The 24,762-nt window shown below is 71.8% G+C and carries 21 protein-coding genes; 7 read left to right on the top strand and 14 right to left on the bottom strand.

Annotated features, from left to right (window positions below; genetic code table 11):
* Positions 1–159 precede the first annotated feature (159 nt).
* From ACZ6TD_RS27650 to ACZ6TD_RS27635, 4 genes are all read right to left on the bottom strand, one after another.
* On the bottom strand, positions 160–1,353 hold the full coding sequence (locus ACZ6TD_RS27650) for a hypothetical protein (protein WP_471342456.1): 1,194 nt from the start codon (positions 1,351–1,353) through the stop codon (positions 160–162).
* Positions 1,354–1,469: 116 nt separating this feature from the next.
* A complete protein-coding gene (locus ACZ6TD_RS27645) occupies positions 1,470–2,414 on the bottom strand; it encodes an N-acetylneuraminate synthase family protein (RefSeq protein ID WP_471342454.1) in 945 nt (314 codons plus the stop codon).
* Positions 2,415–3,614 carry a cytidylyltransferase domain-containing protein gene (locus ACZ6TD_RS27640; protein WP_471342452.1) on the bottom strand — a complete coding sequence of 400 codons (1,200 nt, stop codon included), beginning with the start codon at positions 3,612–3,614 and terminating at the stop codon, positions 2,415–2,417.
* 65 nt (positions 3,615–3,679) lie between these two features.
* Positions 3,680–5,041, bottom strand: a complete 1,362-nt coding sequence (locus tag ACZ6TD_RS27635; RefSeq protein ID WP_471342451.1) for a DUF6716 putative glycosyltransferase — start codon at positions 5,039–5,041, stop codon at positions 3,680–3,682.
* Positions 5,042–5,228: 187 nt separating this feature from the next.
* Here ACZ6TD_RS27635 and ACZ6TD_RS27630 point away from each other — a divergent pair, with 187 nt between their 5' ends.
* Genes ACZ6TD_RS27630 through ACZ6TD_RS27620 form a run of 3 tightly spaced genes read left to right on the top strand, consistent with a single transcriptional unit; the run spans position 5,229 to position 8,904 of the window.
* Entirely contained in the window at positions 5,229–6,206 is a 978-nt protein-coding gene (locus ACZ6TD_RS27630) for a glycosyltransferase family 2 protein (RefSeq protein ID WP_471342450.1), read from the top strand.
* Positions 6,206–7,615 (top strand): polysialyltransferase family glycosyltransferase, encoded by a 1,410-nt coding sequence (locus ACZ6TD_RS27625; protein ID WP_471342448.1) that lies wholly within the window; start codon positions 6,206–6,208, stop codon positions 7,613–7,615. Before ACZ6TD_RS27630 ends, ACZ6TD_RS27625 begins: the two co-directional genes overlap by 1 nt.
* On the top strand, positions 7,612–8,904 hold the full coding sequence (locus ACZ6TD_RS27620) for an acyltransferase family protein (RefSeq protein ID WP_471342447.1): 1,293 nt from the start codon (positions 7,612–7,614) through the stop codon (positions 8,902–8,904). Before ACZ6TD_RS27625 ends, ACZ6TD_RS27620 begins: the two co-directional genes overlap by 4 nt.
* 62 nt (positions 8,905–8,966) lie before the next feature.
* On the opposite strand, the gene ACZ6TD_RS27615 is transcribed toward ACZ6TD_RS27620, so the two are convergent.
* The 3 genes from ACZ6TD_RS27615 to ACZ6TD_RS27605 all read right to left on the bottom strand — a co-directional run bounded on the left by ACZ6TD_RS27615 (position 8,967) and on the right by ACZ6TD_RS27605 (position 12,945).
* On the bottom strand, positions 8,967–9,869 hold the full coding sequence (locus ACZ6TD_RS27615) for an aminoglycoside phosphotransferase family protein (RefSeq protein WP_471342445.1): 903 nt from the start codon (positions 9,867–9,869) through the stop codon (positions 8,967–8,969).
* A gap of 442 nt (positions 9,870–10,311) precedes the next feature.
* Positions 10,312–11,799: a CoA transferase gene (locus ACZ6TD_RS27610; protein ID WP_471342443.1), complete on the bottom strand. Its 1,488-nt coding sequence runs from the start codon at positions 11,797–11,799 to the stop codon at positions 10,312–10,314.
* Positions 11,800–11,958: 159 nt separating this feature from the next.
* Entirely contained in the window at positions 11,959–12,945 is a 987-nt protein-coding gene (locus ACZ6TD_RS27605) for a trypsin-like serine peptidase (RefSeq protein WP_471342442.1), read from the bottom strand.
* A gap of 459 nt (positions 12,946–13,404) precedes the next feature.
* On the opposite strand from ACZ6TD_RS27605, the gene ACZ6TD_RS27600 reads away from it, so the two are divergent.
* Entirely contained in the window at positions 13,405–14,115 is a 711-nt protein-coding gene (locus ACZ6TD_RS27600) for an MIP/aquaporin family protein (protein ID WP_471342440.1), read from the top strand.
* A gap of 166 nt (positions 14,116–14,281) precedes the next feature.
* Positions 14,282–16,510 (top strand): catalase/peroxidase HPI, encoded by a 2,229-nt coding sequence (katG, locus tag ACZ6TD_RS27595; protein WP_471342439.1) that lies wholly within the window; start codon positions 14,282–14,284, stop codon positions 16,508–16,510.
* A gap of 99 nt (positions 16,511–16,609) precedes the next feature.
* Here katG and ACZ6TD_RS27590 read toward each other — a convergent pair whose 3' ends face one another.
* Genes ACZ6TD_RS27590 through ACZ6TD_RS27575 form a run of 4 tightly spaced genes read right to left on the bottom strand, consistent with a single transcriptional unit; the run spans position 16,610 to position 20,453 of the window.
* Positions 16,610–17,641, bottom strand: coding sequence for an L-idonate 5-dehydrogenase (locus ACZ6TD_RS27590; protein ID WP_471342437.1), 1,032 nt, complete (start codon positions 17,639–17,641; stop codon positions 16,610–16,612).
* 38 nt (positions 17,642–17,679) lie between these two features.
* Entirely contained in the window at positions 17,680–18,477 is a 798-nt protein-coding gene (locus ACZ6TD_RS27585; protein ID WP_471342435.1) for an SDR family oxidoreductase, read from the bottom strand.
* Positions 18,478–18,522: 45 nt separating this feature from the next.
* Positions 18,523–19,920, bottom strand: coding sequence for a GntT/GntP/DsdX family permease (locus ACZ6TD_RS27580; protein ID WP_471342434.1), 1,398 nt, complete (start codon positions 19,918–19,920; stop codon positions 18,523–18,525).
* Between the two features lie 20 nt (positions 19,921–19,940).
* Complete coding sequence (locus ACZ6TD_RS27575; protein WP_471342432.1) at positions 19,941–20,453, bottom strand: gluconokinase; 513 nt, start codon at positions 20,451–20,453, stop codon at positions 19,941–19,943.
* A 134-nt stretch (positions 20,454–20,587) separates the two neighbouring features.
* On the opposite strand from ACZ6TD_RS27575, the gene ACZ6TD_RS27570 reads away from it, so the two are divergent.
* Complete coding sequence (locus tag ACZ6TD_RS27570) at positions 20,588–21,319, top strand: FadR/GntR family transcriptional regulator (RefSeq protein ID WP_137978339.1); 732 nt, start codon at positions 20,588–20,590, stop codon at positions 21,317–21,319.
* 55 nt (positions 21,320–21,374) lie between these two features.
* Here the strand turns inward: ACZ6TD_RS27570 and ACZ6TD_RS27565 are convergent, their stop codons facing one another.
* Positions 21,375–22,124, bottom strand: coding sequence for an SDR family NAD(P)-dependent oxidoreductase (locus ACZ6TD_RS27565; RefSeq protein ID WP_471342431.1), 750 nt, complete (start codon positions 22,122–22,124; stop codon positions 21,375–21,377).
* 96 nt (positions 22,125–22,220) lie between these two features.
* Between ACZ6TD_RS27565 and ACZ6TD_RS27560 the strand changes: the two genes are divergently transcribed.
* On the top strand, positions 22,221–22,832 hold the full coding sequence (locus tag ACZ6TD_RS27560) for a TetR/AcrR family transcriptional regulator (protein ID WP_471342430.1): 612 nt from the start codon (positions 22,221–22,223) through the stop codon (positions 22,830–22,832).
* A 154-nt stretch (positions 22,833–22,986) separates the two neighbouring features.
* Here ACZ6TD_RS27560 and ACZ6TD_RS27555 read toward each other — a convergent pair whose 3' ends face one another.
* Both ACZ6TD_RS27555 and ACZ6TD_RS27550 read right to left on the bottom strand, forming a co-directional pair.
* The gene (locus ACZ6TD_RS27555) at positions 22,987–23,250 is read right to left on the bottom strand and encodes a type II toxin-antitoxin system VapB family antitoxin (protein WP_471342428.1); all 264 of its coding nucleotides are present in this window, start codon (positions 23,248–23,250) and stop codon (positions 22,987–22,989) included.
* Positions 23,251–23,687: 437 nt separating this feature from the next.
* Complete coding sequence (locus ACZ6TD_RS27550; protein ID WP_471342427.1) at positions 23,688–24,728, bottom strand: aldo/keto reductase; 1,041 nt, start codon at positions 24,726–24,728, stop codon at positions 23,688–23,690.
* Between the last annotated feature and the right edge of the window lie 34 nt (positions 24,729–24,762).

The raw sequence follows: 24,762 nt of genomic DNA, 5'->3' as shown, positions 1-24,762 counted from the left end.
ATCTGTTCGGGTACGCAAAAGTACCCGCCTCGCTGCATGATCCTCCTAGTCAGGGGGTATAACAGCTGGTTTCCCGGTCGGCCGCGGGTGAGATGCGCCACACGGCCGTACGGGCGACGAGCTCAGAACCTGAGACGCCTCGGGACGCCGCGACCGGTCTCAGGACGCCGCGACCGGTGCCGCGGGCGGTCCCGGGTTCGCCGGCGGGGCCGCGTCTCGCTGCGGGACCGAGTCCCTGGGCGGGGCCGCGTCCCTCGGCGGGGGCGACCCCGCCTGCGGCCCCGAGCCCAGCCGGCGCACATCGCGCGCCGTCCCGGTGACCCCGGACAGGAAGCCCTGGGCGCGCGGGGAGGCGTCGCTGGTCAGCCAGGCGGGGTCCACATCGCAGACCGCGACCTGGACGCCGGTGCCCACGAGCGCGAGCGGCAGGGTGTGCACCACGGTCGAGGGGAAGCTCACGATCGTGTGGCCGATGGGGCCGCGGCGGGCTATCAGCTCGAGCGGCAGATCGGGCCGTACGATCTCCAGACCCACCTCGGCCGAGACCCGGTGCAGCTTCTCGGCGCTCTCCCGGCGGTGGGCGAAGTAGCGGGTGGCGCCGTGGGCGCGGGCCAGTGAGCCGACCGCCTCCAGATAGCGCTCCAGGTCCACCACGCCCGTCTCGACCAGGGACGTGCCCACCAGGTCGGTGCCCCCGGTGAGCCGGGGCGGGCCGAACCGGGCGCGGGTCCAGGCGAAGTCGTTGGCGGTGATGGCGACCCCGGCGGGGGGCTCCACCGGCATCGAGCTGAAGACCTCGACCCGGCGCTTGGTGCCCGGGGTGAGCCGACGGCGCGCGGTGGCGGAGACCGGCGCGAACACCATGTCGCGCGCCCCCTTGCTGCCGCGCCGGTGCCAGCGCACCAGGGGCTCCCCCTTGGCCAGCTGGGAGATGAACTCCATGGTGGCCGTGCCGTCGTCCACCACGACCAGGTCCTTGGCCCGGGTGAGGGTCAGCAGGAGCTGGACATAGCGGGAGAACGGATCGCCTATGACGATCCGCCCGGCCCGGCGCAGCGGTCCGCGCAGCCCGCTGATGGTCTTGATCGGCGCACCGGCCCCGCCGCGCGCGTCCTCCCAGCGCACGGCGAAGCCCTCGTCCCGCGCCAGCTCGGCCATCCGGCGCAGCTGGCCGCGGGTCATCGGATCGTGCGGGGAGAGCACCACCACGGTGAGGTCCTGGGGCGCCGTGGCCCCGGGGCCCCCGGCGCGCTGGGCGTCGGCGTACGCCCACTCCAGCACGTTCAGCAGTTGAACCGGGCTCTCGACGAAGGCAAGCGTGGCCGCGGGGGCAAGAGGGGCAGCGGAGACCATCGCACCGTCCAAAGGCAGGGCCCGGAAGCGGCGGGCAGCCCCCGACGAGTCAGGGGTGCCCGCCGCTTCCGGGCAAGGGCCGGGCTCACCGGCCGGTGGATTCACGGCAGAGTGCCTCAGACCGCGGCGGGCTCGCGGTCGGCGGACTCGGACTCGGACTCGGACTCGGCGACGACGCCCGCGACACGGCGGAGCTTCTTCATCGGGCCGAGCTCGCTCTCGTAGACCTTCTTGACGCCGTCACCGAGGGACTCCTCGATGGTGCGGATGTCCCGCACCAGCCGCGTCAGGCCCTGCGGCTCGACCGAGGCGGCCTGGTCCGAGCCCCACATGGCGCGGTCCAGGGTGATGTGACGCTCGACGAACGCGGCACCGAGCGCCACGGCGGCCAGGGTGGTCTGGAGACCGGTCTCGTGGCCGGAGTAGCCGATCGGCACGTTGGGGTACTCGGCCTGCAGCGTGTTGATCACGCGCAGGTTGAGCTCCTCGGCCTTGGCCGGGTACGTGGAGGTGGCGTGGCACAGCAGGATGTTGTCGCTGCCGAGCACCTCCACCGCGTGGCGGATCTGCTTGGGGGTGGACATGCCCGTCGACAGGATGATCGTGCGGCCGGTCGCCCGCAGGGCGCGCAGCAGCTCGTCGTCGGTCAGCGAGGCGGAGGCCACCTTGTGCGCCGGGACGTCGAACTTCTCCAGGAAGGCGACGGCCTCGGTGTCCCACGGGGAGGCGAACCAGTCGATACCGCGCTTGGCGCAGTGCTCAGAGATGGCGCGGTACTCGTCCTCGCCGAACTCCACGCGGTGGCGGTAGTCGATGTAGGTCATCCGGCCCCAGGGGGTGTCACGCTCGATGTCCCACTGGTCGCGGGGGGTGCAGATCTCCGGGGTTCGCTTCTGGAACTTGACCGCGTCACAGCCGGCCTCGGCGGCGACGTCGATCAGCTTGAACGCGTTCTCCAGGTCGCCGTTGTGGTTGATGCCGATCTCACCGGTGACATAGACCGGGTGGCCGGGTCCGGCGATCTTGTCACCGAGGGTGCGGAGGCGAGAGTTGGAGCTCACTTAAGACAGTTCCTTTCCGAGAATCCACGAGGCGATCTCGCGGATCGCGCCGTCACCTCCGGGGGTGGAGGTGACCGCACGTGCGGCGCCGCGCACGACGTCGTGCGCACCTGCGACCGCCACGGGCCAGCCGACGAGGCCGAAGCACGGGAGGTCGTTGACGTCGTTGCCGACGTAGAGCACGCGCTCCGGCGCGATGCCCTGCTCCTCGCACCACTGCTTCAGTGCGAGATCTTTTCGGTCGATGCCGTGGAGCACGGGGACCTGGAGTTTCCGGGCCCGTGCGGCGACGACCGGGTTCTTTTCCGTGGACAGGATCAGCAGCGCCAGCTCAGCGCGGCGCAGGGCGGCGATCCCGAGCCCGTCGCCTCGGTGCACGGCCACGAGTTCGCGTCCTTCGGAGTCGACGAGCACCCTGTCGTCGGTCTGGGTGCCGTCGAAGTCGAGTACCACCGCGTCGATGTCGTCGCGGGTGGGGAGGGCGCCCGGCCGCTCGGCGTCGAACAGCGGGGCGAGCGCGCGGGCGCGGGCCAGATCGTGCGGATCGTCGATCTCCAGCACCCGGGCGGGGTCGGTGCGCACCAGGTCGGTGCGGCCGAAGAAGCGGTGCCCGGCCTTGCGGAAGCCCCGCGCGTCCATCGCGTAGGCGGCGCCGGTCTCCAGGAAGTCCTGGGGGCGGTCCTGGCGGCGCGGGCGGTACGACTTGTCGTGGTTGACCCCGTCGCCGCCGTCTTCTCGCGGGTTCTCGCCCTCGCGCCAGACGAAGCCGTGGAAGGGGGCGACGGTCAGGGCGGTGTCGGCGCCCTTCTCGGCGACCGCCGCGGCCACCCCGTCGATGTCCTCGCTGATGATGAAGGGGCTGGTGCACTGCACCAGGAGCACCACGTCCACGGTGGTGCCGTGCGACGCCTCGTAGGCGTCCATCGCGTGGATCACCGCCGCCTCGCTGGTGGCGGTGTCCCCCGCGATGTCGGTGGGCCGCTGGATGACCACCGCGCCCGCACCGCGCGCCGCGGCCGCGATGCCGGTGTCGTCGGTGGAGACGACCACGTCCGTCACCAGGCGGCTCGCCCGGCACTCCATGACCGCGCGAGCGACCAGCGGCACACCGCCGACGGCGGCGAGGTTCTTCGCGGGGACGCCCTTCGACCCGCCACGGGCGGGGATCACGGCGAGCACACACGGGCTCGAGGCGGTCATGGCGGCTCCTTCAGGGGTTGCAGAGGTGATCGAGGCCCCCAGGGCCTCCTCTTGATTCGCGTCGCTCACAGCTCCCCCATCCGCCGGATGACGGGAGCCACGCGCTGGACGCCATGGCGATAGGCGCCGCGGGCCGCTTCCCGCATCGTGTTGCGCACCACCCGCCGCAACGCGGAGACCTGCGCCTCGTCCTCGGCGGAGGCCCCGGGGCGGGGTGATCCGTCCGGCTCGAAGCCGTACCGGGCGAGCCGGCCGGGCAGATAGCCGGGTGCGGTGACGGGGGTGTAGAAGGGGGCGAGCGGCGGGAGGGCCGGTGCGGCGGCCAGCTCGGCCACCCGCTCCCGCGCGGCGTCGAACCAGGTCTCGTACGGCCCGTCGGCGGCCACGCCCTGGCGGCTGAGCCACTCGGCGTCCGGCTCGGGCAGGTGCCCGGCGTCAAGCTGGTCCCAGGAGGCCAGACAGCCGGAGCCGAGGAAGTGGTGGTTGCCGAGCGTCTCCCGCACCCCGAGGTCGGTGAGCACGGCGGTCGGTATGGAGCGGTGCAGCGACTCCAGGGCGGCCGTGGAGCTGACCGTGACCAGCAGGTCCGCGGTGTCCAGGACCTCGCCCATGTTCCCGTAGGCGAGCCGGAAGTTGGCGGGCAGGTTGTCGCCGAACTTCGCGATCAGCTTCTGGTAGGGAAGCTCCTCGATGTGGGTGGTGTGCTCGCCCGGCTTGGAGCGCAGCTTGACCACGACCTCGCGGTCCGGGTGGCGGCGCGCGTGCTCCACCGCGCGGCGCAGCAGATAGGTGCGGTCGGCGCGGTTGTCCGGGACGGACGGCTGGACGGCGAAGACGACCGTCCCTCCGGGGTACTTCCGGCCCAGCCGCGCCTTCTCGTCGTAGCGGTCGCCGCCGAGGAAGGGCAGCGCGCACTCCACGACGCTCTCCGCGTCGGCGCCGACGCCCTTGTAGACGTCACGGAAGCGCTCGGCGTCATGGCGGGAGTTGGCCAGCACCACATCGGCGCCGTGGCGCAGCAGCAGCCCGTCGGCCAGCTTCTCGTAGACGACACCGACATAGCCGGTGACGACCACGGGGCGGCGGTCGGCGCCCTCCCAGGCGTGGCGCAGTCCGTGCAGCATGGCCTGGACGGCGCCGCCGACCAGGGAGAGGACGATCACGTCATAGCGCTCACGGTCCATCGCCCGTACGAATTCCACGCCCGTGACCTCGCGCATCGCGTCGGCGCGCACCCCGACCTCGGTGAGCTGCCGGGCGGTCGGCGTGGCGCGGCCGCGCAGCAGGAAGCCGTCGAGGCGGCGCTCCGAGGCAGAACCCGACCCGTCCGGTACGAGGCGATGCGCGGTGAGCGCGCCCCATTTCCACCGGGTGTCGGAGTCGGCGAGCACGGCGACTCGCACAGAGGATTTGGTACGTGAGGACACGTCGGAGACGCTAGGAAGCGTTGTCGATTCACGGCCCAACGCAAGAGCAACAAAGGGTTAACAGAACGTCGACGGTTGGAGAATCGGCTGGCCGGAGCGGCGGGTTAACCGTTCCGACGTTCTTCGTTCACCTTTACGTACACCGTAGGTCAAGACGAATGCCGACCGGAGACCTAGCGTCACCCGCGTGGTTAAGCTCTCCGTCATCGTGCCGTTCTACAACGTGCAGACCTATGCCCCCGACACGCTCAGAAGTCTGCGCGCGAACGCGCGTGAGGACTTCGAATTCATTCTCGTCGACGACTGTGCCACCGACGGGACGCCGGAGATCCTGGAGCGGGCAGAACGCGACCTTCCGGGGGCCGTCTACGTACGGCATGAGAAGAACGGTGGGCTGGCCACCGCCCGGAACACCGGCCTGGACAACGCCACGGGGGAGTACATCGCCTTCCTCGACGGCGACGACTGGCTGGCCCCCGGCTACTACGCCCAACTGCTCGCGGCGATCGAGGACTTGGGGTGCGACTTCGTCCGCACCGACCACGTCCAGTGCACCGCCCGGGCGCGCTCCATCACCCGGGTGCCGCACGGCCGCCGCGATGAGGTGATGAACCCTCGGGACGTGATCCTCCCGGCCGACCGCTCCACCTCCGTCGACTACCCCTACGCCTGGGCGGGCATGTACCACCGCCGCCTGGTCGACGAGGGGCTGTTGCACTTCACCCACGGGCTGCGCACCGCCGAGGACCGGCCCTGGATCTGGCGGCTGCACCGCGAGGCCCGCAGCTTCGCCGTCCTGGGCCTGGCCGGGGTGTTCTACCGGCGCGGGGTCTCCTCCTCGCTCACCCAGATCGGCGATGTGCGGCAGCTCGACTTCATTCGCGCATTCGACCAGGTGATCGAGGAAACCGCACGGGACCGCGACGCCGACACCCTGCTGCCGAAGGCCGTCCGCACCTATTGCGCGATCATTTCCCACCACCTCGGCAACATCGAGAGATTCGAACCACAAGTGGCACGCAAACTCCGTTCCATGTCGGCGGCGGCGATGAAACGCATGCCCCAGGACGTATTGAAGGACGCACTGGATTCCATGGACTACGAGCGCGCCGCACGACTGCGGCGAGTCAAGCGCCGGTCCGCGGGGGCGGAGGTGGCGGCCTGATGTCCGCCTACAAGCCCCTGGCGGAGCGCAAGCGCACCCAGATCTTCCTCGCCTCGACCCTCTACGGGGCGGCGACCCTCGCGGCCGCGATCGACGCGGGCAGCGTCGGCCCGGCCGACCGCCGGCTGCTGCTGATCAGCAACAACGCCGCGACGCCGGAGACCACCCCGCCGGTGGACGAGATGCCCGGCTTCGAGCGGCTGCGCGGCCGCTTCGACCGGGTGCTGTCCTGGAACGAGACGATCTCGCCGTTCCACCCCGGCGGCTGGGCCCCGCGCGTCGACGACGCCCCGCTGTGGGAGCGCCATCTGCGGCTGCTGTGGAACCTCGGCGACGACAAGGTCGAGCTGATCCTGGAGTCCATCCAGGTCAACCCGGCGATGGCGGTCGCCAATGTGTTCCAGGGCGCGCCCATCGACGTCTACGCGGACGGGCTGATGAGCTACGGCCCGACCCGTAACAAGCTGGACCCGCTGATCGGCACCCGCATCCGCCGGCTGCTCCACCTCGACCTGGTACCCGGGCTGCGGCCGCTGCTGCTGACCGAGTTCGGCGTCGAGCCGGAGATCCTGCCGACCGAGGTGTTCACCAAGGTGCTCGCCGAGGTGGCCGAGGCCGCCCCGCGCAGCGTGGCCTCCGCCAGCGAGCGGATCGGGGTCGGCAGCGGCCCGGCGATGATGCTCGGCCAGTACCTGTCCGCGCTGGACATCCTCACTCCGCAGGAGGAGGAAGAGCTGCATCTGCGGATGCTGCGCGGCGCCGTGGCGCTGGGCCACCGCACCGTCGTCTTCAAGCCGCACCCCACCGCGCCGGCCCGCTGGTCGCGGATGCTGGAGAAGAAGGCCGCGGAGCTGGGCGCGGAGCTGACCGTCATGGACACCCCGGTCCTCGCCGAGGTGCTGTACCAGCGGATGAGCCCGGCCCTGGTCATCGGCTGCTTCTCCACCGCGCTGCTCACCGCCGACGTCTTCTACGGGCTGCCGGTGGCCCGGATCGGCACCGACACGCTGCTGGAGCGGCTCACCCCGTACCAGAACAGCAACCGCGTGCCGGTGACGATCGTGGACGCGCTGCTGCCCGACCTCGAGGACCACAAGGCGGTGGCCGCCGCCCAGCCGGTGGACGAGCGGGCGGGCAAGCGGCTGACCGGGCTGGTCACCGCGGTCGGCTTCTGCATGCAGGCCAAGATCTACCCGGATCTGCGGCCCGCCACCGAGCGCTATCTGGCCGCCCACCTGGACAACAACACGTGGCGCTACTTCAAGAAGCGCCGGCTGACCGCGCTCGCCCTGCCCGGGGCGGTGCCCTCACAGCTCGCGTTCATCCCGCGCAATGAGACGGTGCGCAAGGTGGCGCGCCGGGCCCGAGCCCTGAAGCGGGCCGCCCTCAAGCGGACGGTCACCGGATGAGCGCGCCGCCCGCCCCCGACACCGGGCCGATATCCGCCCCCGACACCGGGCCGATATCCGACTCGGACGCCGGGCCGATATCCCCCGCCGACACCGGGCCGATATCCAACGCGGCGGCGACGGCTCCCGCGCCGACGCCGCCGCGCGCCCCCGGCATAGCCCTGGAGCGATCCGCCGGCCTGGAGCGATCCGCCGAGCGCACCGCCAAGGCGGCGGCGCGCGGCGGTGGCCATCCGGTGCGGCTGCGGGCGCTGGACGGGCTGCGCCTGCTCGCCGCGCTCATGGTGGCCGCGTACCACTACGGCGGCCGCGACGGCGAGATAACCCAGGCGTGGGGCTCCTCGCCCCGCGCCCAGTTCCCCACCCTCTCCAGCTACTTCGCCTACGGCTGTCTGGGCGTCCAGATCTTCTTCGTCATCAGCGGCTTCGTCATCTGCATGAGCGGATGGGGACGGCCGCTGCGCTCGTTCTTCGCCTCGCGCGTCTCCCGCCTCTACCCCGCCTACTGGGTCGCGATCATCCTGGTGACCGGCGTCTTCGCACTGCCCTGGGTCGCCTACAAGGCGGTGTCGCCCAGCGACGCGCTGGTCAACCTCACCATGCTGCAGCAGCCGCTCGGGGTGGACCGGGTGCTGGGCGTGTGCTGGACGCTGTGGGCGGAGCTGCGCTTCTACGCCCTCTTCGCGCTGTTCGTGGTGCTCCCGGGCGCGACCCGGCACCGGGTGGTGCTCTTCTGCGCCGTGTGGACGCTGGGCTCGGCGTTCGCCGAGGCGTCGGACCTGCCGCTGCTGGACGTGGTCCTGATGCCGGAGTACTCCTCGTACTTCATCGGCGGGATGGGCATCTATCTGCTCCACCGCTTCGGCCATGACGCCCTGGCCTGGGGAATCATCGGGATCAGCTTCCTGATCGGCCAGCACTACGCGATCCGCGAGCTGTGGCACCCGGCCAACGTGGACGCCTTCTCCTACCGCTCGGCCACCGGCATCATCGCCGTGGTCGCCTTCGGCTATGTGGCGGTGACGCTGATCGCCCTGGGCAAGCTCAACTGGGCCGACTGGCGCTGGCTGACCGTGGCGGGCGCCCTGACCTACCCGTTCTACCTGGTGCATGAGCATCTGGGCTGGGTGGTCGTCTGGGTGCTCCACCAGAAGCTGGGCATCCCCTCCTACGGGACGTTCGCCCTGACCGTGCTGGTGATGCTGGGCCTCGCCTGGGTGCTCTACCGCTTCATCGAGCAGCGGTTCACCCCGATGATCAAGCGCTCGCTGTCCACGGCCCGGCTGTAGGGCTCGGTAAGGGCGTCACGCGCTCTCAGGGCTCCCCTCGCTGTTTCACGTCGAGGGGAGCCCTACGCGTTTCGCGGGGACAGCACCTCGTGGATCACATGGCGGGCGTTGGCCGCCATCGCCGGATTCGTCTCGCGGTAGTACGGGAGCTGGATGAGCGCCATGCTCAGGGCCCAGCCCCGGCCCCGGGCCCAGGTGGCGTCGTCCACGCCGAGCGCGGCGCGGAAGTCCTCCCGCACCGACGCCGGGAGCAGATTCCAGGCCGGGATCAGATCGCAGGCGGGGTCGCCCACCCCGGCGGTCCCGAAGTCGATGACCGCGCTCAGCCGCCCGTCCGCGACCAGCAGGTTGCCCGGCATCAGATCGGAGTGCACCCACACCGGCGGCCCCTCCCAGCCGGGCGCCGCCAGCGCCTCCTCCCACGCGGCGGTGGCCGCGTCGGTGTCGATCGTGCCCGCTGGTCCGCGCAACAGGCCGATCGCGGTACGGGTCTCCTCGTCCACCTCCCGCAGCGGTCCGCCCCGGTACGCGGGCGGCCCGTCCGCGGGCTCGATCCGGCGCAGCGCGACGATGAACTCCGCGAGGTCGGCGGCGAGTGCTCCGGGCCGGGCGACCCGCCCCTCCCGCGGGTTCTCCCCGTCGAGCCAGCGGTGCACGGTCCACGGCCAGGGAAAGCCGTCGCCCGGCGCGCCCTTGCCGACCACCGCGGGGATGGGGACCGGCAACGCGGGCGCGAGCCGGGGCAGCCAGTGGTGCTCCCGCTCCACGTCCCCGGCGCCGCCCGCGATCCTCGGCAGCCGTACGGCGAGGTCGTCGCCGAGCCGGAACAGGGCGTTGACGGTGCCCGACGAGGCGAACCGCTCGATGGGCAGCCCCGCCCACCGGGGGAACTGCGTGGCGAGCAGCCGCCGTACGAGAGCCGCGTCGATGGGCCGTTCGTCGGCGTGCATCGTGCTCGCGCTCATCGGCACCCTCCTGAGCCTCCTGAGTCGTGTCGGACACCACTACGCGTCAGGGGAGGGCTTGGCGGCAACCGAATTTGCCCCGGTGGACGTTAGGGGGTGTGTGTCCGACGGATCGTGACGCCTGCGGCGGCCTGTTCCCCTCCCCGCCCCTTCCCACAACTGGGGCTCCGCCCCAGACCCCGGCGCCCTGACCGGTGAGCCGATCACGGCCAACGGTCGGCTCATCAACCCCCGAGGCTCGGGGCCAGGGCAAACCCGGGGCTCCGCCCCAGACCCCGGCCGGGCGACCGGGAAGTGCGGCCATCTGCCGCACCGGCGTGCCGACCGCGACCAGCCCACCGGCGCAGGTGCTCACGGCACGACGGTCGGCTCGTCAACCCCCGGGGTCTGGGGCGAAGCCCCAGTTTCGGGAAGGGGCGGGTAGGGGAAAGATCCGCCGGGCTCAGAGCCAGCGCGGGACGTCGGCGCCCAGGCGGCCGGGTGGGCGGGCCCAGTCCAGGGGGCCGTCCGGGGTGGCGATCGGCGAGCGGGCGTGGTGCAACGTGCCCAGGTGGGAGGCGGTTTCGGCCAGCCAGGGCGACGGGTCATGGGCCGGGCCGTCCGCCAGGGCGGCGGGGGCGATGCCGTGGGTCAGCCAGGACGCGGTGCCCGCGAGGGAGAGCCGCAGATGGCGCCCGCCGCCGGTGTCCTGGCGCTCGGTCAGCGCCCGCAGCACCGCCGCCGCCAGCAGATAGCCGGTGCCGTGGTCGAGCGCCTGGGCGGGGAGCGCACCCGGGTGGCCGTCGCCATCGCCCTTCGCCTCGATCGCGGCGATGCCGGTGGCCGCCTGGACCAGGCTGTCGAAACCACGCCGCCCGGCCCAGGGCCCGGACCAGCCCCATGCGCACAGCTGGGCGACGACCAGCCCGGGGTGGCGCTCCAGCACGGCGTCCGGGGCGAGCCCGAAGCGGTCGAGCGCACCCGGGCGGTAGCCGGTGACCAGCACATCGGCGTCCGCGAGCAGCGCCTCGAAGGTCCGGCGGTCCTCGGGCGCGGCGAGGTCGAGCGCGGCGGAGCGCTTGCCGAAGCCGGTGTCGGCGTGGGCGTCCGGGTCCTCGGGCAGCCGGGGGGAGTCGATACGGAGTACGTCGGCGCCGAGCAGAGCCAGGGTGCGGGTGGCCACGGGTCCGGCGATGACCCGGGTCAGATCGAGCACGCGCACGCCGCTCGCGGGCAACACGGCGCTCGCGGACAGCGCCCCGTTCCCGGGCAACCCCCCGCTCGCGGTCCCCGTGCTCACCGGCGACCCTCCGCTCGCGGGCTGGGGTGCCTTCAGGAGCGGGAGCGGGAGCGGGCGCGGGACGCCCTCGCCGACCCGCCGGGACTCGATCAACGGCAGTGCGGCCAGCGGGATCTCGCTCTCGCCGGGCTCCGCCACGGCCACGGCCAGACCGCCCGCCGCGTAGACGGTCTCCTGGATCGCGCGCGCGGGGCGGGCCGCGAGCGCCGCCGCGAGTTCGTCCGGCCCGCTGTCGCCGGGCAGGCCGAGGGCGAGCAGCCGGGCCCGGTGGTGCGGGTAGTTGGCGTGCGTACGGACCCATCCGTCGGCCGCACGCCAGAAGCCGGACAACGGGGCGAAGTTGGTGGGCTTCCGGCCGTCGATCCGCAGGTGCCGTTCGCTGACGAACGCGGTGGCGACGGCACCCTCGTCGACCCGTACCGCCGGAACGGCCCCGCCGGAGCGCCGCGCGCCCAGTTCGGCGGCGGCCAGCGAGCACACGCCCACGGTGGCGCGGGCCAGCTCGGCCACGGGCAGTCGGGCGGGCAGTCCGCCGCTCACCGGGCGGTACGTCACTTGCGCCGGCAGCGCGGGGTCGCCGCCGAGGGCGGCCCAGGCGTGGGCGGTGGCCGCGTTCCGCGTATCCCGTGGTGGTGCGTCGCTCCTCGTCATGCGCTCATTGTGCGCCGGAGCGCCGGGGCGCCGGGGCGCCCTGCAGCGAGGCAAGGCAAGGCGAGGCAACGCGAGGCAAGGCGAGGGCCCGGCGCGTGCCCCGCCCCCTCCTCCTGGTCGGGGACGGAGAGGGCGGGCCGTGCGAGGTGGGTGGCGGGCCTACTCGGCGCCCGCCCGGCGGTAGAGGTCGAGGGCCTCATTGCCCAGCGTCGGGTGGTATTCGTTCGTGCCCGCGCTGACGCTGATGTTGCCGATCAGATAGCCCGCGCCGCCCGAGAAGTCGGCGAGGAAGCCGCCGCCGCTCGACCCTCCGGTCTGGACGCAGTCGATGCCCCACATCGTGGAGCCGGGGCGGCCCGCGTCGGCGAACTCATTGCCCTCGCAGTGGTTCAGCCGCTCGCCGTTGCCCTCGGCGGCGGAGCCTCCGTAGCCGAAGGAGTGGACATGGCGGCCGGTCTGCGAATTGAAGGCGATGCCCTGGGCGCCCACGGTGTCGGCCAGGGTGCGGCCGTTCACCGTGTTCATCACGGCGAAGGCGTAGTCCCAGTTGGCGTTGCCCCGGGTGGAGACGTACTGGCCGTCCCAGAAGAGGCGGCGGGCGGGGAAGGTGCCATAGGGGCGGTTGCCGTTGTTGTAGCCGGGGATGAAGACCCAGTTGCGGTAGCCGGTGCCGGTGGCCGCGTCCACGGTGCAGTGGCCGGCCGTGAGCACGACGGACTTGTTGTCGCTGTTGGCCACGGTGGCGGAGCAGGCGAAGGTGCCGCCGGAGGCGTTCTGGAAGAAGACCTTGCCCGCCGTGGTGCTGATCAGGCCGCCGCCGGTCCAGGGGGTGGGGGACGTGGCCCGGTGCGAGGGCGCGGAGACGGGGGCGGCGGGGCCCGGGAGCGGGGGCACGGTCACCCGCTCACCCGCGGTGGGCGCGGGGTCCGCGAGCTTCGCGGTGCGGGCGGCGGGGAGGGTGGTGACGTCCTGGGCGGTGCGCAGCCGTTCCGCCGTCCAGAAGCGGACGGCGGCGCGCTGCTCCTCGGTGGAGACGGAGGTTCCCTGAGCGGGGTGGGACGGGACGGCGGCGTGGGCGGCGGTTCCGGCGGTCCAGCCGAGGGTGGCGAGGGTGAGGGCGCTGAATAAGGTGGCGACACGTCTCATGCGGTCGGCTCCAAGTCCGTTGGAGGTGCCCGAGAGCGTTGGACAACGTTGTCCGACGCTTTGTCGCCGGTAGGGTGCCATGACTGGTCCAGACCTGCCATGAGGCCGGACGCCACAATTAGGGATCCCCCTAGCGCACTTGTGCCGCTCGCGCGCAGGCCCTCCTCGAAGCGCGCCTCGTCGTCCTGGAACGGATCCGAACTCACCGCCGCCGCCGACGGATAGCCCTCGGCGGCCATGCGCTCCTGACGGCCACCGCGTGCCATACGTCAGCGTTTCGTAAGGGCTCGACCGGTGGGCAGCCCTCCGGTTGGTCCATACGGTGTTGCACCGGGCAAGGGCAAGCACGTCGTTCGTGCCCGCCCTGACGTGGTCTCAGGCTCTGGGCTCCTGCGTATCGCAACGGCAAGGCACCACACCCGATCCCCTGCGCGACCCGAGTCCTCAAAGGAGAGAATCTTGCGCAAGTGCGTCGCTGAATTCATCGGCACGTTATTCCTCGTCCTCACCGTCGCAGCGGCGGTACTCACCAAAGCCCCTCTGGCTCCGCTGGCGATCGGTGGGGTCCTGATGGTGATGGTGTACGCCGGGGGTCATGTCTCGGGCGCCCACTACAACCCCGCTGTCACCCTCGCCGTCCTCCTGCGGGGACGGATCACCGCCGCAGAAGCGGCGACCTACGTGGTGGCGCAGTTGGCGGGAGGCGCCGCCGGAGCGCTGATCGCCCGCTGGGCCGTCGACCCGGACAAGGTGACGGCCCTCTCCTTGTCGGGACGGCAGCTCGGCGCGGCGCTGCTGGTGGAGGTGCTGTTCACCTTCGCCCTGGCCTACGTCGTGCTGAACGTGGCCACGAGCAGCAGCCACCCGGACAATTCCTTCTACGGTCTGTCCATCGGATTCACCGTGCTCGCGGGCGCCATAGCGGTGGGCGGCATCTCCGGAGGAGCGTTCAACCCGGCCGTCGCCGTGGGCGGCTCCATCGCCGGACTGTTCTCCTGGTCCTCGCTGTGGATCTACCTGCTCTCGCAGATCGTCGGGGGCGCCCTCGCGGCCGTCGCCTTCCTCGCACTCAACCCCCACGAACGCGGCGTACAGGCGATCGAGCCCGGTGCGGAGCCCGACGCCGCGCCGGGTGCGGGGGCGGCGGCTTCACCCCTGACCTCCCCATGACCCCGACCTCGGTTCCCGCCGGAAACCGTTCACCAGGTCGTCGGCCCCCTGGTGAGCACGGCCGACGTGCCGCGGACGGCCCCGCCGGGCTCGGCGACGCTGTTCCGCTGGTTTCACCGCCCGCAGTTCCTGAGCACCGTGATCCGCCCAGTCCGGAAGGATTCCCATGTCCGAGAACCATGACGCAATCGTCACCGACGCGAAGACGGAGGGAGGAGGTGGCTGCCCGGTCACGCACGGGCGCGCGCCGCACCCGACTCAGGGCGGCGGCAACCGCCAGTGGTGGCCGGAGCGGCTCAACCTGAAGATCCTCGCCAAGAACCCTGCCGTGGCCAACCCCCTCGGCGAGGAGTTCGACTATGCCGAGGCGTTCAAGACCCTCGACTTGCCGGCGGTGAAGCGGGACATCGCCGAGGTGCTGACGACCTCGCAGGACTGGTGGCCCGCCGACTTCGGCCACTACGGCCCGTTAATGATCCGGATGGCGTGGCACAGCGCGGGCACCTACCGGATCAGCGACGGCCGCGGCGGCGCCGGCGCGGGTCAGCAGCGCTTCGCCCCCCTCAACAGCTGGCCGGACAACGGGAACCTCGACAAGGCCCGCCGTCTGCTGTGGCCGGTCAAGAAGAAATACGGCCAGCGCATCTCCTGGGCCGACCTCCTGATCCTCACCGGCAACGTCGCCCTGGAGTCGATGGGCTTCGAGACCTTCGGTTTCGCCGGCGGCCGTGAGGACGTCTGGGAGCCCGACGAGGACGTGTACTGGGGTCCCGAGACCACCTGGCTCGGCGACGAGCGCTACACCGGCGACCGGGAGCTGGAGAACCCCCTCGGCGCGGTCCAGATGGGTCTCATCTACGTCAACCCGGAGGGCCCGAACGGCACCCCGGACCCGATCGCCGCGGCCCGCGACATCCGCGAGACCTTCCGCCGGATGGCGATGAACGACGAGGAGACGGTCGCCCTGATCGCGGGCGGCCACACCTTCGGCAAGACCCACGGCGCGGGCCCGGCGGAGAACGTCGGCCCCGACCCCGAGGCCGCCCCGATCGAGGCGCAGGGCCTCGGCTGGCAGAACTCCTTCGGCACCGGCAAGGGCGGCGACGCGATCACCAGTGGCCTCGAGGTCACCTGGACCAGCACGCCGACCCAGTGGAGCAACAGCTTCTTCCAGAACCTGTTCGGTTACGAGTGGGAGCTCACGTCGAGCCCCGCCGGCGCGCACCAGTGGGTGGCGAAGGACGGCGCCGGGGCGGGCACCATCCCCGACGCCCACGACCCGTCGAAGAGCCACGCTCCGACGATGCTGACGACCGACCTCTCGCTCCGGTTCGACCCGGCGTACGAGCAGATCTCGCGGCGCTTCCTGGAGAACCCCGAGGAGTTCGCGGACGCCTTCGCGCGGGCGTGGTTCAAGCTGACCCACCGCGACATGGGCCCGGTCGTGCGCTACCTCGGCCCGGAGGTCCCGTCCGAGACGCTGATCTGGCAGGACCCGCTCCCCGAGGTGACGCACGAGCTCATCGACGCCGAGGACATCGCCTCCCTCAAGAGCCAGGTCCTCAGCCAGGACCTGTCGGTGTCCCAGCTCGTGTCCGCCGCGTGGGCGTCGGCCTCGTCCTTCCGCGGCAGCGACAAGCGCGGCGGCGCCAACGGCGCGCGCATCCGCCTTGAGCCGCAGAACGGGTGGGAGGTCAACGACCCCGACCAGCTGGCGCCGGTGCTGCGCGCTCTCGAGGGGATCCAGCAGTCCTTCAACGCCGCCCAGGGCGGCGGCAAGCGGGTCTCGCTCGCCGACCTGATCGTGCTCGCCGGCGGTGCTGCCGTCGAACGGGCCGCCAAGGAGGCGGGCTTCGAGGTCGAGGTCCCCTTCACGCCGGGTCGCGTGGACGCGTCGCAGGAGCAGACCGATGTGGAGTCGTTCGCCGCGCTCGAGCCGACCGCCGACGGGTTCCGCAACTACCTTGGAAAGGGCAACCGGCTGCCCGCCGAGTACCTGCTGCTCGACAAGGCGAACCTGCTCACCCTGAGCGCCCCCGAGATGACGGTCCTCGTCGGGGGCCTCCGCGTGCTGGGCGCGAACCACCGGCAGACGCGGCTCGGTGTCCTCACCACGACCCCCGGCTCGCTGACCAACGACTTCTTCGTCAACCTGCTCGACCTGGGCACGACGTGGAGTGCGACGTCCGAGGACGCGAACACGTTCGAGGGCCGCGACGCCTCGGGGCAGGTCAGGTGGACCGGTAGCCGTGCCGACCTTGTCTTCGGGTCGAACTCGGAGCTGCGCGCGCTCGCGGAGGTCTACGCGAGCGATGACGCGAAGGAGAAGTTCGTGAACGACTTCGTCGCGGCGTGGGACAAGGTGATGAACCTCGACCGGTTCGACCTCGCCTGATCCTGACGTCCGGGTCGGCCCGCGCCAGGCCGGCCCGGACATCCCCGGCTCCGGGCGGACCGTGGTGTGCCGCTCCCGCTCACGCGTCCCCGGACCAGCTCACTGGCCGAAGTCCAGCAGGACCTTGCAGGACTGGCTGCGGTCGGCGGCCAAGGCGAACGCCTCCGCCGCCTCCCCCACCGGCCGCACCCCGCTGATCAGCGCGTCGAACGACGGCTCAGCGGCCAGCAGCCGCAGGGCATCGTTGAACTCGGCGTGGAAGCGCAACGCGCCCCGCAGCTCGATCTCCCGGCTGACCAGTACGTTTCCCGCGAACGGGCTCTGCCCCGGGGGCAGCATGCCCAGTTGCACCACCACGCCGCCGCGCCGCACCCGGCGCAGGCAGGTGTCGAGCCCGGCGGCCACGCCGGATGCCTCGATGGCGACGTCCAGCTCGTCCGAGGGCCAGTTGGGGTCGTCCGGGTCGTCGGCCCGTACGCACGCGGTCGCCCCGGCCGCCGCCGCGAACTCCAAGGCACGCGGCAGCAGATCGGTCGCCGTGATGGACGCCGCGCCCGCCGCGCGGGCTGCCGCGATGGTCAGGCAGCCGATCGGGCCGGCGCCGGTGACCAGCACATGGCGGCCCTTCACCGCGCCCGCCCGCCGCACCGCGTGCAGCGCCACGGACAGCGGTTCGGCGAGCGCCGCCCGGCGCGAATCCAGCCCCTCCGGCAGGGCGCGCAACTGCGCCGCCGGGACGGTGATCCGGGAGGCGAAGCCGCCCTGGACATGGGGGAAGCGCGCGGCGCTGCCCAGGTAGCGGGTGTCGCGGCAGACGTTGGCGCGGCCGTCGGCGCACTCCGGGCACACCTCGCACGGCGTCGCCGGGTGCACGGCGACCGGGGTGCCGACCGCGGGCCCGGTCGCGCCCTCGCCGTACGCCACCACCGTGCCCACGACCTCGTGCCCCAGCACCATCGGCTCCTGGAGCCGGAAGTCGCCCACCCCACCGTGCCGGTGGTAGTGGAGATCCGATCCGCAGATCCCGCCGTAGCGGATCGCCACGAGCGCCTGCCCGGGCGCCGGTTCCGGCTCCGGGAGTTCCTCGACCCGCAGATCACCCTGTCCGTGGATCACACAGCCCAGCACCATCCGGCCAGCCTCCTCAAGCTCACCTGGTATCCCAGCGTTCACAACACGCTCGTCATGCCGCCGTCTACGTACAGCACCTGTCCGCTCACGAAGTCCGCCGCCGGGGACGCGAGATACAGCAGCGCCCCGATCAGGTCCTCGGTGCGGCCCCAGCGCCCGGCCGGGGTCCGCCCGCGCACCCAGGCGCTGAATTCCTCGTCCTCGACCAGTGGCCGGGTCAGCTCGGTCTCGATGTAGCCGGGGCCGAGCCCGTTGACCTGGATTCCGTACCGGCCCCAGTCCGCGCACATGCCCTTGGTGAGCATCTTCAGCGCGCCCTTGGTCGCCGCGTAGGGCGCGATGCCGGGGCGGACCACCTCGCTCTGCAGGGAACAGATGTTGACGATCTTGCCGTGGCCGCGTGCGGTCATTCGCCGGGCGGCCTCCCGGCCCACCAGGAAGGCGCTGGTGAGGTTGGTGTCCAGGATCTGCCGCCAGGCGTCGTCGGTGAACTCCAGCAGCGGCGCCCGGTTCTGCATCCCGGCGTTGTTGACCAGGATGTCGAGCGGGCCCACCCGCTCCTCGACATCGGCGATACCGGCGGCGACGGCCGGGCCGTCGGTCACGTCGAACGCGGCGGTGTGCACCCTCGCAACTCCCGCGCCCTCCGCAACCCCCGCGCCGGCGCCGCCGAGGTCGGCGGCGGCCTTCTCCAGGGCCTGCGGATCGCGCCCGTTGAGCACCACCGTGCAGCCGGCCTCCACCAGCCCCCGCGCGAGGGCGTGGCCGATGCCCCGGCTGGAGCCGGTGACCAGCGCGGTGCGGCCCGCGATGTCGAAGAGCGGATGTGTCGTCATGGCGTGCGCATCCCTATTCTCTGCTCGGCGATTCTCTGCTCGGCTCTAGATCACCAGTGACAGCAGCAGGACGAAGACGAGCCCGACGACGGAGATGATCGTCTCCATCACCGACCAGGTCCGCACCGTCTGCCCGACGCTCATCCCGAAGTACTCCTTGACCAGCCAGAATCCCGCGTCGTTGACATGGCTGAAGAAGAGCGACCCGGCGCCGATGGACAGCACCAGCAGCGCCACATGCGTGCTGGACATGTCGGCGGCCAGCGGCGTCATCAGCCCGGCGGCCGAGATCGTGGCAACGGTCGCCGAGCCGGTGGCCAGCCGGATCGCGACCGCGATCAGCCAGGCGAGGAGCAGCGCGGAGACGTTCCAGTTCTCCGAGATGTCCATGATCATCTTGCCGACGCCGATGTCGATGAGGGTCTGCTTGAAACCGCCGCCCGCGGCGACGATCAGCAGCATCCCGGCGATCGGGGCGAGCGAGTGCTCAACGGTGGAGGAGATCCGGTCCCGGGTGAAGCCCGCAGGGCGGCCCAGCGTGAACATGCCCACGATCACCGCCGCCAGCAGCGCGATCAGGGGGTTGCCGATGACGTCGGCGACCCGCTGGACGCCGTTCTCCGGGTCGTCCACCACGATGTCGACCAGCGCCTTGATCAGCATCAGCACGACCGGCAGCAGCACGGTGAACACGGTGACGCCGAACCCGGGGCGCCGCTCCAGCTCCTCCGACGGGCGCGTGGGCATCAGCCGCTCCGGCGGGGTGACGTCCACCCAGCGGTCGGCGACGCGCGAGAAGACCGGGCCCGCGATGATCGCGGTGGGGACGGCGATGAGGACGCCGAGCGCCAGGGTGATCCCCAGGTCCGCGTGGACCGCGTCGATCGCGGCGAGCGGGCCGGGGTGCGGCGGCACCAGGCCGTGCATCACGGACAGGCCCGCGAGCGCCGGGATGCCGATCCGCATCAGGGAGAGGTTGCCGCGCTTGGCGACCAGCAGCACCACCGGGATCATCAGCACCATGCCGACCTCGAAGAAGAGCGGCAGCCCGATGATCCCCGCGATCAGCACCATGGCCCAGGGCATCGTCCGGTTGTTCGCCCTGGCGAGGATCGTGTCGACGATCTGGTCGGCGCCGCCGGAGTCGGCGAGCAGCTTGCCGAGGATCGCCCCGAGGGCGATCAGCACGCCGACGCCCGCGACGGTCGACCCGAGACCGGCCGAGAAGCTGGTGATGACCTTGTCGAGCGGGGCTCCCGCGACGGCGCCGAGCGCCAGTGAGCCGATCGTCAGCGACAGAAACGCGTGCAGCTTGGTCTTGGTGATGAGGAGGACGAGGACGGCTATGCCGACGAGGACGGCTATGCCGAGCTGTGCGTGACCGGCCGACGTGATCGGGTCGACGGTGTCCGCTGCCAGCATCTCGGCGCTGAGTCTGGTCACGGCGGGTTTCCTAACGTGCGTTACTGGTGTTCGAGCCGCCGCAGTTCGGCGGCGGCCCGCTCGGTGATGGCCTCGGGTTCGGGGGAGACGTCCACGGCGACGCCGTACTCGTCCGGCTGGAGCGGTTCGAGCGTGGCGAGCTGGGAGTCGAGCAGGTCCCCGGAGAAGAAGTGGCCCTTGCGCTCCTTCATCCGCTCGGCGATCAGCTCACGGTCGCCGGTCAGATGGAGGAAGACGATGCCGGGGGCGGCGGACCGCAGCCGGTCGCGGTACATCCGCTTGAGCGCGGAGCAGCTCACCACTCCCCCGCCCTCGGAGTGGGCGTGGGCCCAGGCACCGATGGCGTCCAGCCAGGGGCGTCGGTCGTCGTCGTCCAGCGGGGTCCCGGCCGACATCTTGGCGATGTTGGCCGGCGGGTGGAAGTCGTCGGCCTCGGCGTACGGGACGCCGAGCTCCTCTGCCAGCAGGGGGCCGATCGTGGTCTTGCCCGTTCCGGACACTCCCATGACCACGACAACCTGGGGGGCGTGCATTGTGTGAAAACCTCGCTGTCTTCCTCGACCTCGGCGCCGCCGGACACTCAACCCCACAGATACGACGTATTCAAGAGTCCGTGACGTAAAAGTCATACTTATTTGATGGGCTGGTGGCCGCGTAGTCTGAGCGCATGGACGAACAGGGGCCCGAGGGCCGTGGCCAGAGGCCCAGGGGCCGGGGGCTGCACGACCGCGTCCTGGAATCCCTCGGCCCCGCGATCACCGCGGGCGACTACCCGCCCGGCACGGTGCTACGCACGGACGAACTGGAGCGGCGTTACGACGTCTCCCGCACGGTCGTCCGGGAGGCGGTGCGGGTCCTGGAGTCCATGCACCTGGTGGAGTCCCGCCGCCGGGTCGGGGTGACGGTGCGCCCCACCGAGGAGTGGGACGTCTTCGACCCCCAGGTCATCCGCTGGCGCCTGGCCGGCCCCGACCGCCCCCGCCAGCTCCGCTCCCTCACCGCCCTGCGCTCGGCCATCGAGCCCGCCGCCGCCGGGCTGGCCGCCGAGCACGCCACACCGGAGCAGTGCGCCGAGCTCACCGAGCACGCGCTCAATATGGTGGCCACGTCGCGCGGCCAGCAGCTCCCCGCGTACCTGGTCCACGACGTGGCCTTCCACCGCGTGATCCTGCGCGCCTCGGGCAATGAGATGTTCGCCCGCCTCGGCGACGTCGTCGCGGAGGTCCTCACCGGCCGCACCCAGCACCGCGTCATGTTCAGCGACCCCGACCCGGAGGCGGTCACCCTCCACGTCCGCGTGGCCGAAGCGGTCCGCGCGGGCGACGCGGAGGCGGCGGAGCGCTATACGAAGGAGATCACCGTGGGCGCGCTGCGGGAGCTGGACATCCTGGCGCCCTGAGGACACCCCCCGGGTACACGCCCTGAGCCGCCCGAGGGCGGCCGGTGCGCCCGGGTCAGATCTGGTTCTCGCCCCCGTCGACGTAGAAGTTGGCGCCGAGGATGAAGCTGCTCTGCTCGGAGGCGAGGAACGCCACCAGCCCGGCGACCTCCTCCGGGCGCCCCATCCGGCCGATCGCGGTGGTCGTGGCGAGGTGTGCCTTGAAGTCGTCCGCTTTGCCCTCGGGGGCGATGCCCGTGATTGCCGGCGTGTCGATCGGGCCCGGCGAGACCGCGTTGACCCGGATGCCGCGACCCTTGAGTTCGTTGGCCCAGGTCCGCGCGAAGGACCGGATCGCGGCCTTCGACGCCGCGTACGCGCCGAACGCCTCCGTGCCGTTGTCCGCGGCGGTGGAAGCGTTCAGGATCACCGAGGCGCCGTCGTTGAGCAGCGGCAGCGCCTTCTGCACGGTGAACAGCGTGCCCCGCACATTGACGGCGAAGGTCCGGTCGAAGTGTTCCTCGGTGACCTCCTCCAGTGTCGCGAACGAGGCGGCCGCCGCGTTCGCGAAGACCACGTCCAGACCCCGGCCCCGGGCGCGGACGGCGTCGTAGAGCCGGTCCAGGTCGGCCAGGTCGGAGATGTCACCCGCCACCGCGGTGGCGGCCGCCGGGCCGATGGCCTCGACGGCCGCGTCCAGCTCGGCCTTCCGCCGTCCGGTGATGAACACGTGCGCACCCTCGGCCGCCAGCCGTACGGCGGCGGCCAGACCGATCCCGGTGCTGCCGCCGGTGATGACGGCGGTCTTGCCCTCAAGCTGTCCCATGCCAATAACCTCCCAAGATTTCGGTACCGATCGGTACTGAAAGCGAGCGTAGCGCACTTCTGAACCGATCGGTACTGAAGAGGTATCCTGGACGGCATGACGACGCGGCAACAGGCACCGATCGGCCGCCCGAGGGGGTTCGACGCCGACGAGGCCCTTGAGCGCGCCATGCGGGTCTTCTGGGAGCAGGGCTACGAAGGCGCCAGCCTCACCGACCTGACCAGCGCCATGGGCATCACCCGCACCAGCATGTACGCGGCCTTCGGCAACAAGGAGGACCTGTTCCGCAAGGCCCTGGAGCGCTACTCCGAGGGCCCCGCCGCGTACGCGGACCGGGCCATGCGGGAACCGACCGCCCAGCAGGTGGCCACCGCGTTCCTCCACGGCTCCGTCCGGGCCAACACCCGCCCCGGCTGCCCCGCCGGATGCCTGGGCGTCCAGGGCTCCCTCGCCGCCGGCGACCCCGGACGCAGCGCCCGCGACGCCCTCATCGCCTGGCGCAACGAAGGCACGGCCCGCCTCGGCGACCGGTTCCGGCGGGCCGTCGACGAGGGCGACCTGCCACCGGACACCGATCCCGATGTGCTCGCCCGCTACCTCATGGCCGTAGCGCACGGCATGGCCGTCCAAGCGGCCAGCGGTGCCACGCGGGAGGAGTTGCAGAAAGTGGCCGACGTGGCGCTGCACAACTGGCCGCCCGCGCCCTGAGCCTGCCCGAGGGCGGTTCCGATCTCAGCGGGGCGCTGCGGAGCGCACGAGCCGATGGCCCCCTCGTCCAGCTCATGACCCCAGAGATCGTTGAGCTTGCGGTCACACTGGAGACGCCAGACGGCCGTGGAGTCGGCGAGGTAACGGATCACGGTCAGGCCGCACCCTTCTCCGTACGCTCAGAGCCACCCTTCTCGGCCGCGTGACGCTGCCAGAACCCTTCCTCATCCCACTGCTGCGCCTGCTCCAGGTGGCGCAGACGCGCCTCGGTGCGCGCCCGGCGCTCGGCGTACTCGCGGAGGGCGATGTTGACCATCTCCTTCTTGATCTTGGCACCGGACAGCCGCATGGCCTCCGCGAGGGCGTCGTCGTCGATGTCGATCTGGGTGGCGGACGACTGCGGGCAGTTGGGGGCCATGATCCCGACGAGTGCGACGCCCGACCGCGCCCAACGGCGTTTCGGTGGTCCTGACGTCGCACTCGGCCCCCGACCCCTGAATACCCCCTCCGAAATCGCTTGATCTGACGCAACTACTACATCAAGCGATTTCCAGGAGGCACCTCCGGCAGCCCGGCACCGGGAGCGGCCTCCGGGCACAGGTGCCGCCACCGGCCGCACCTCGGCGTCCGCGAGATAACCGGCCGGTCTCCAGGCGACGCCCCCGCAGCCCGGCACCGGGCCAAGCCACCGGGCGCGGGTGCCGCCACGGTCTCGACACCGCACCGGCCCGACGGATGCCGGCGAGGCCCGCGCCCCCCCACCCCCTGCCCATGCTCAAATGCGCCGAAGGCGCGAGACGGCGCCGCGCCATCCCACGTCGGTCAGCCCACGACCCCGCCCAGATCCCCGGCGGCTCAGATCACCGGTACCCTCGGCGCCGCCACCCGATCCACGTCGCCGCCGAGGGCGGCCTCGCGGGCTGCGGCGGCCGTTTCGTGGGGGTTGCCGAGGGAGACGGCGCTGACCTCGGCCAGGCGGGTGTACTGGTCCTCGGTCAGGGTCAGGTCCAACGCGCCCAGGTACTCCGTCAGTTGCGCGCTCGTACGGGGGCCGATGACGGGGATGAAGGCCGTGGCGGCGCGGGCCGCGTGGGCGCGCAGCCAGGCCACGGAGACCTGCGCGGCCGAGGCCCCGGTCTCGGCCGCGATGGCCAGCACCGTGTCCAGGACGGCGGTCTTCTGGCCGCCGTCCTCGGCCCGCACCCCCACCCCCCGGCGGGTCAGCCGCCCCTCCTCCCCGGCGCGGTATTTGCCGGTCAGCATGCCGCCCCCGAGCGGCGCGTACAGCGCGGCGCCGAGGCCGAACGCCTCGGCCATGGGGAGAAGTTCGCGGTCGGCGGTGCGTTCGGCGAGGCTGTACTCGACCTGTACGCCGATGATCGGCGTCCTGCCGAGCCGTTCGGCCGCCGTGACCGCCGACGCCACCCGCCAGGCGGGGAAGTTGGACAGCCCGCCGTGCAGGATCTTCCCCGCCCGGATCATGTCGTCGAAGGCCGTGGCGATCTCCTCCACGGGGGTGATCGCGTCGGGCATATGCGCCCAGTAGACGTCGACATAGTCCGTGCCGAGCCTTCTCAGGCTCGCCTCCAGCGACCGGACCATGGTCTTACGGCTGTTGCCGGTCGCGCCGATCCCGGGGCGCTCGCCGCCGCCCGCGCTGTACTTCGTGGCCAGGACGAAGTGGTCGCGATCCGTGGCGAGCAGCTCGCCGAGCAGGGTTTCGGACGCCCCGCCCTGGTAGCGGTCGGCGCTGTCGAGGAACGTGCCGCCCGCCTCGGCGAACGCGTCGAAGACCGCCCGGTACTGCTCGCGGTCCGTGGTGGTGAAGTTCGCGGTGCCGAGTGCGTACTCGGATACCCGCAGGCCGGTCCTTCGACCGAAGGTCGTGTAGCGCATCTTTCCTCGCCCCTCCTGAAACCTGAAACTGGAA

This window comes from Streptomyces yongxingensis, assembly GCF_055597465.1.
Note: the sequence above shows the minus strand (reverse complement) of the source record. Positions and strands in the feature narration are given on the sequence as shown.

Coding starts and splice junctions, on each gene's coding strand:
- ACZ6TD_RS27650 (WP_471342456.1), bottom strand. CDS start 1,353: ATGGTCTCCGCTGCCCCTCTTGCCCCCGCGGCCACGCTTGCCTTCGTC.
- ACZ6TD_RS27640 (WP_471342452.1), bottom strand. CDS start 3,614: ATGACCGCCTCGAGCCCGTGTGTGCTCGCCGTGATCCCCGCCCGTGGC.
- ACZ6TD_RS27625 (WP_471342448.1), top strand. CDS start 6,206: ATGTCCGCCTACAAGCCCCTGGCGGAGCGCAAGCGCACCCAGATCTTC.
- ACZ6TD_RS27620 (WP_471342447.1), top strand. CDS start 7,612: ATGAGCGCGCCGCCCGCCCCCGACACCGGGCCGATATCCGCCCCCGAC.
- ACZ6TD_RS27615 (WP_471342445.1), bottom strand. CDS start 9,869: ATGAGCGCGAGCACGATGCACGCCGACGAACGGCCCATCGACGCGGCT.
- ACZ6TD_RS27610 (WP_471342443.1), bottom strand. CDS start 11,799: ATGACGAGGAGCGACGCACCACCACGGGATACGCGGAACGCGGCCACC.
- ACZ6TD_RS27605 (WP_471342442.1), bottom strand. CDS start 12,945: ATGAGACGTGTCGCCACCTTATTCAGCGCCCTCACCCTCGCCACCCTC.
- katG (WP_471342439.1), top strand. CDS start 14,282: ATGTCCGAGAACCATGACGCAATCGTCACCGACGCGAAGACGGAGGGA.
- ACZ6TD_RS27590 (WP_471342437.1), bottom strand. CDS start 17,641: ATGGTGCTGGGCTGTGTGATCCACGGACAGGGTGATCTGCGGGTCGAG.
- ACZ6TD_RS27585 (WP_471342435.1), bottom strand. CDS start 18,477: ATGACGACACATCCGCTCTTCGACATCGCGGGCCGCACCGCGCTGGTC.
- ACZ6TD_RS27575 (WP_471342432.1), bottom strand. CDS start 20,453: ATGCACGCCCCCCAGGTTGTCGTGGTCATGGGAGTGTCCGGAACGGGC.
- ACZ6TD_RS27570 (WP_137978339.1), top strand. CDS start 20,588: ATGGACGAACAGGGGCCCGAGGGCCGTGGCCAGAGGCCCAGGGGCCGG.
- ACZ6TD_RS27565 (WP_471342431.1), bottom strand. CDS start 22,124: ATGGGACAGCTTGAGGGCAAGACCGCCGTCATCACCGGCGGCAGCACC.
- ACZ6TD_RS27560 (WP_471342430.1), top strand. CDS start 22,221: ATGACGACGCGGCAACAGGCACCGATCGGCCGCCCGAGGGGGTTCGAC.
- ACZ6TD_RS27555 (WP_471342428.1), bottom strand. CDS start 23,250: ATGGCCCCCAACTGCCCGCAGTCGTCCGCCACCCAGATCGACATCGAC.
- ACZ6TD_RS27550 (WP_471342427.1), bottom strand. CDS start 24,728: ATGCGCTACACGACCTTCGGTCGAAGGACCGGCCTGCGGGTATCCGAG.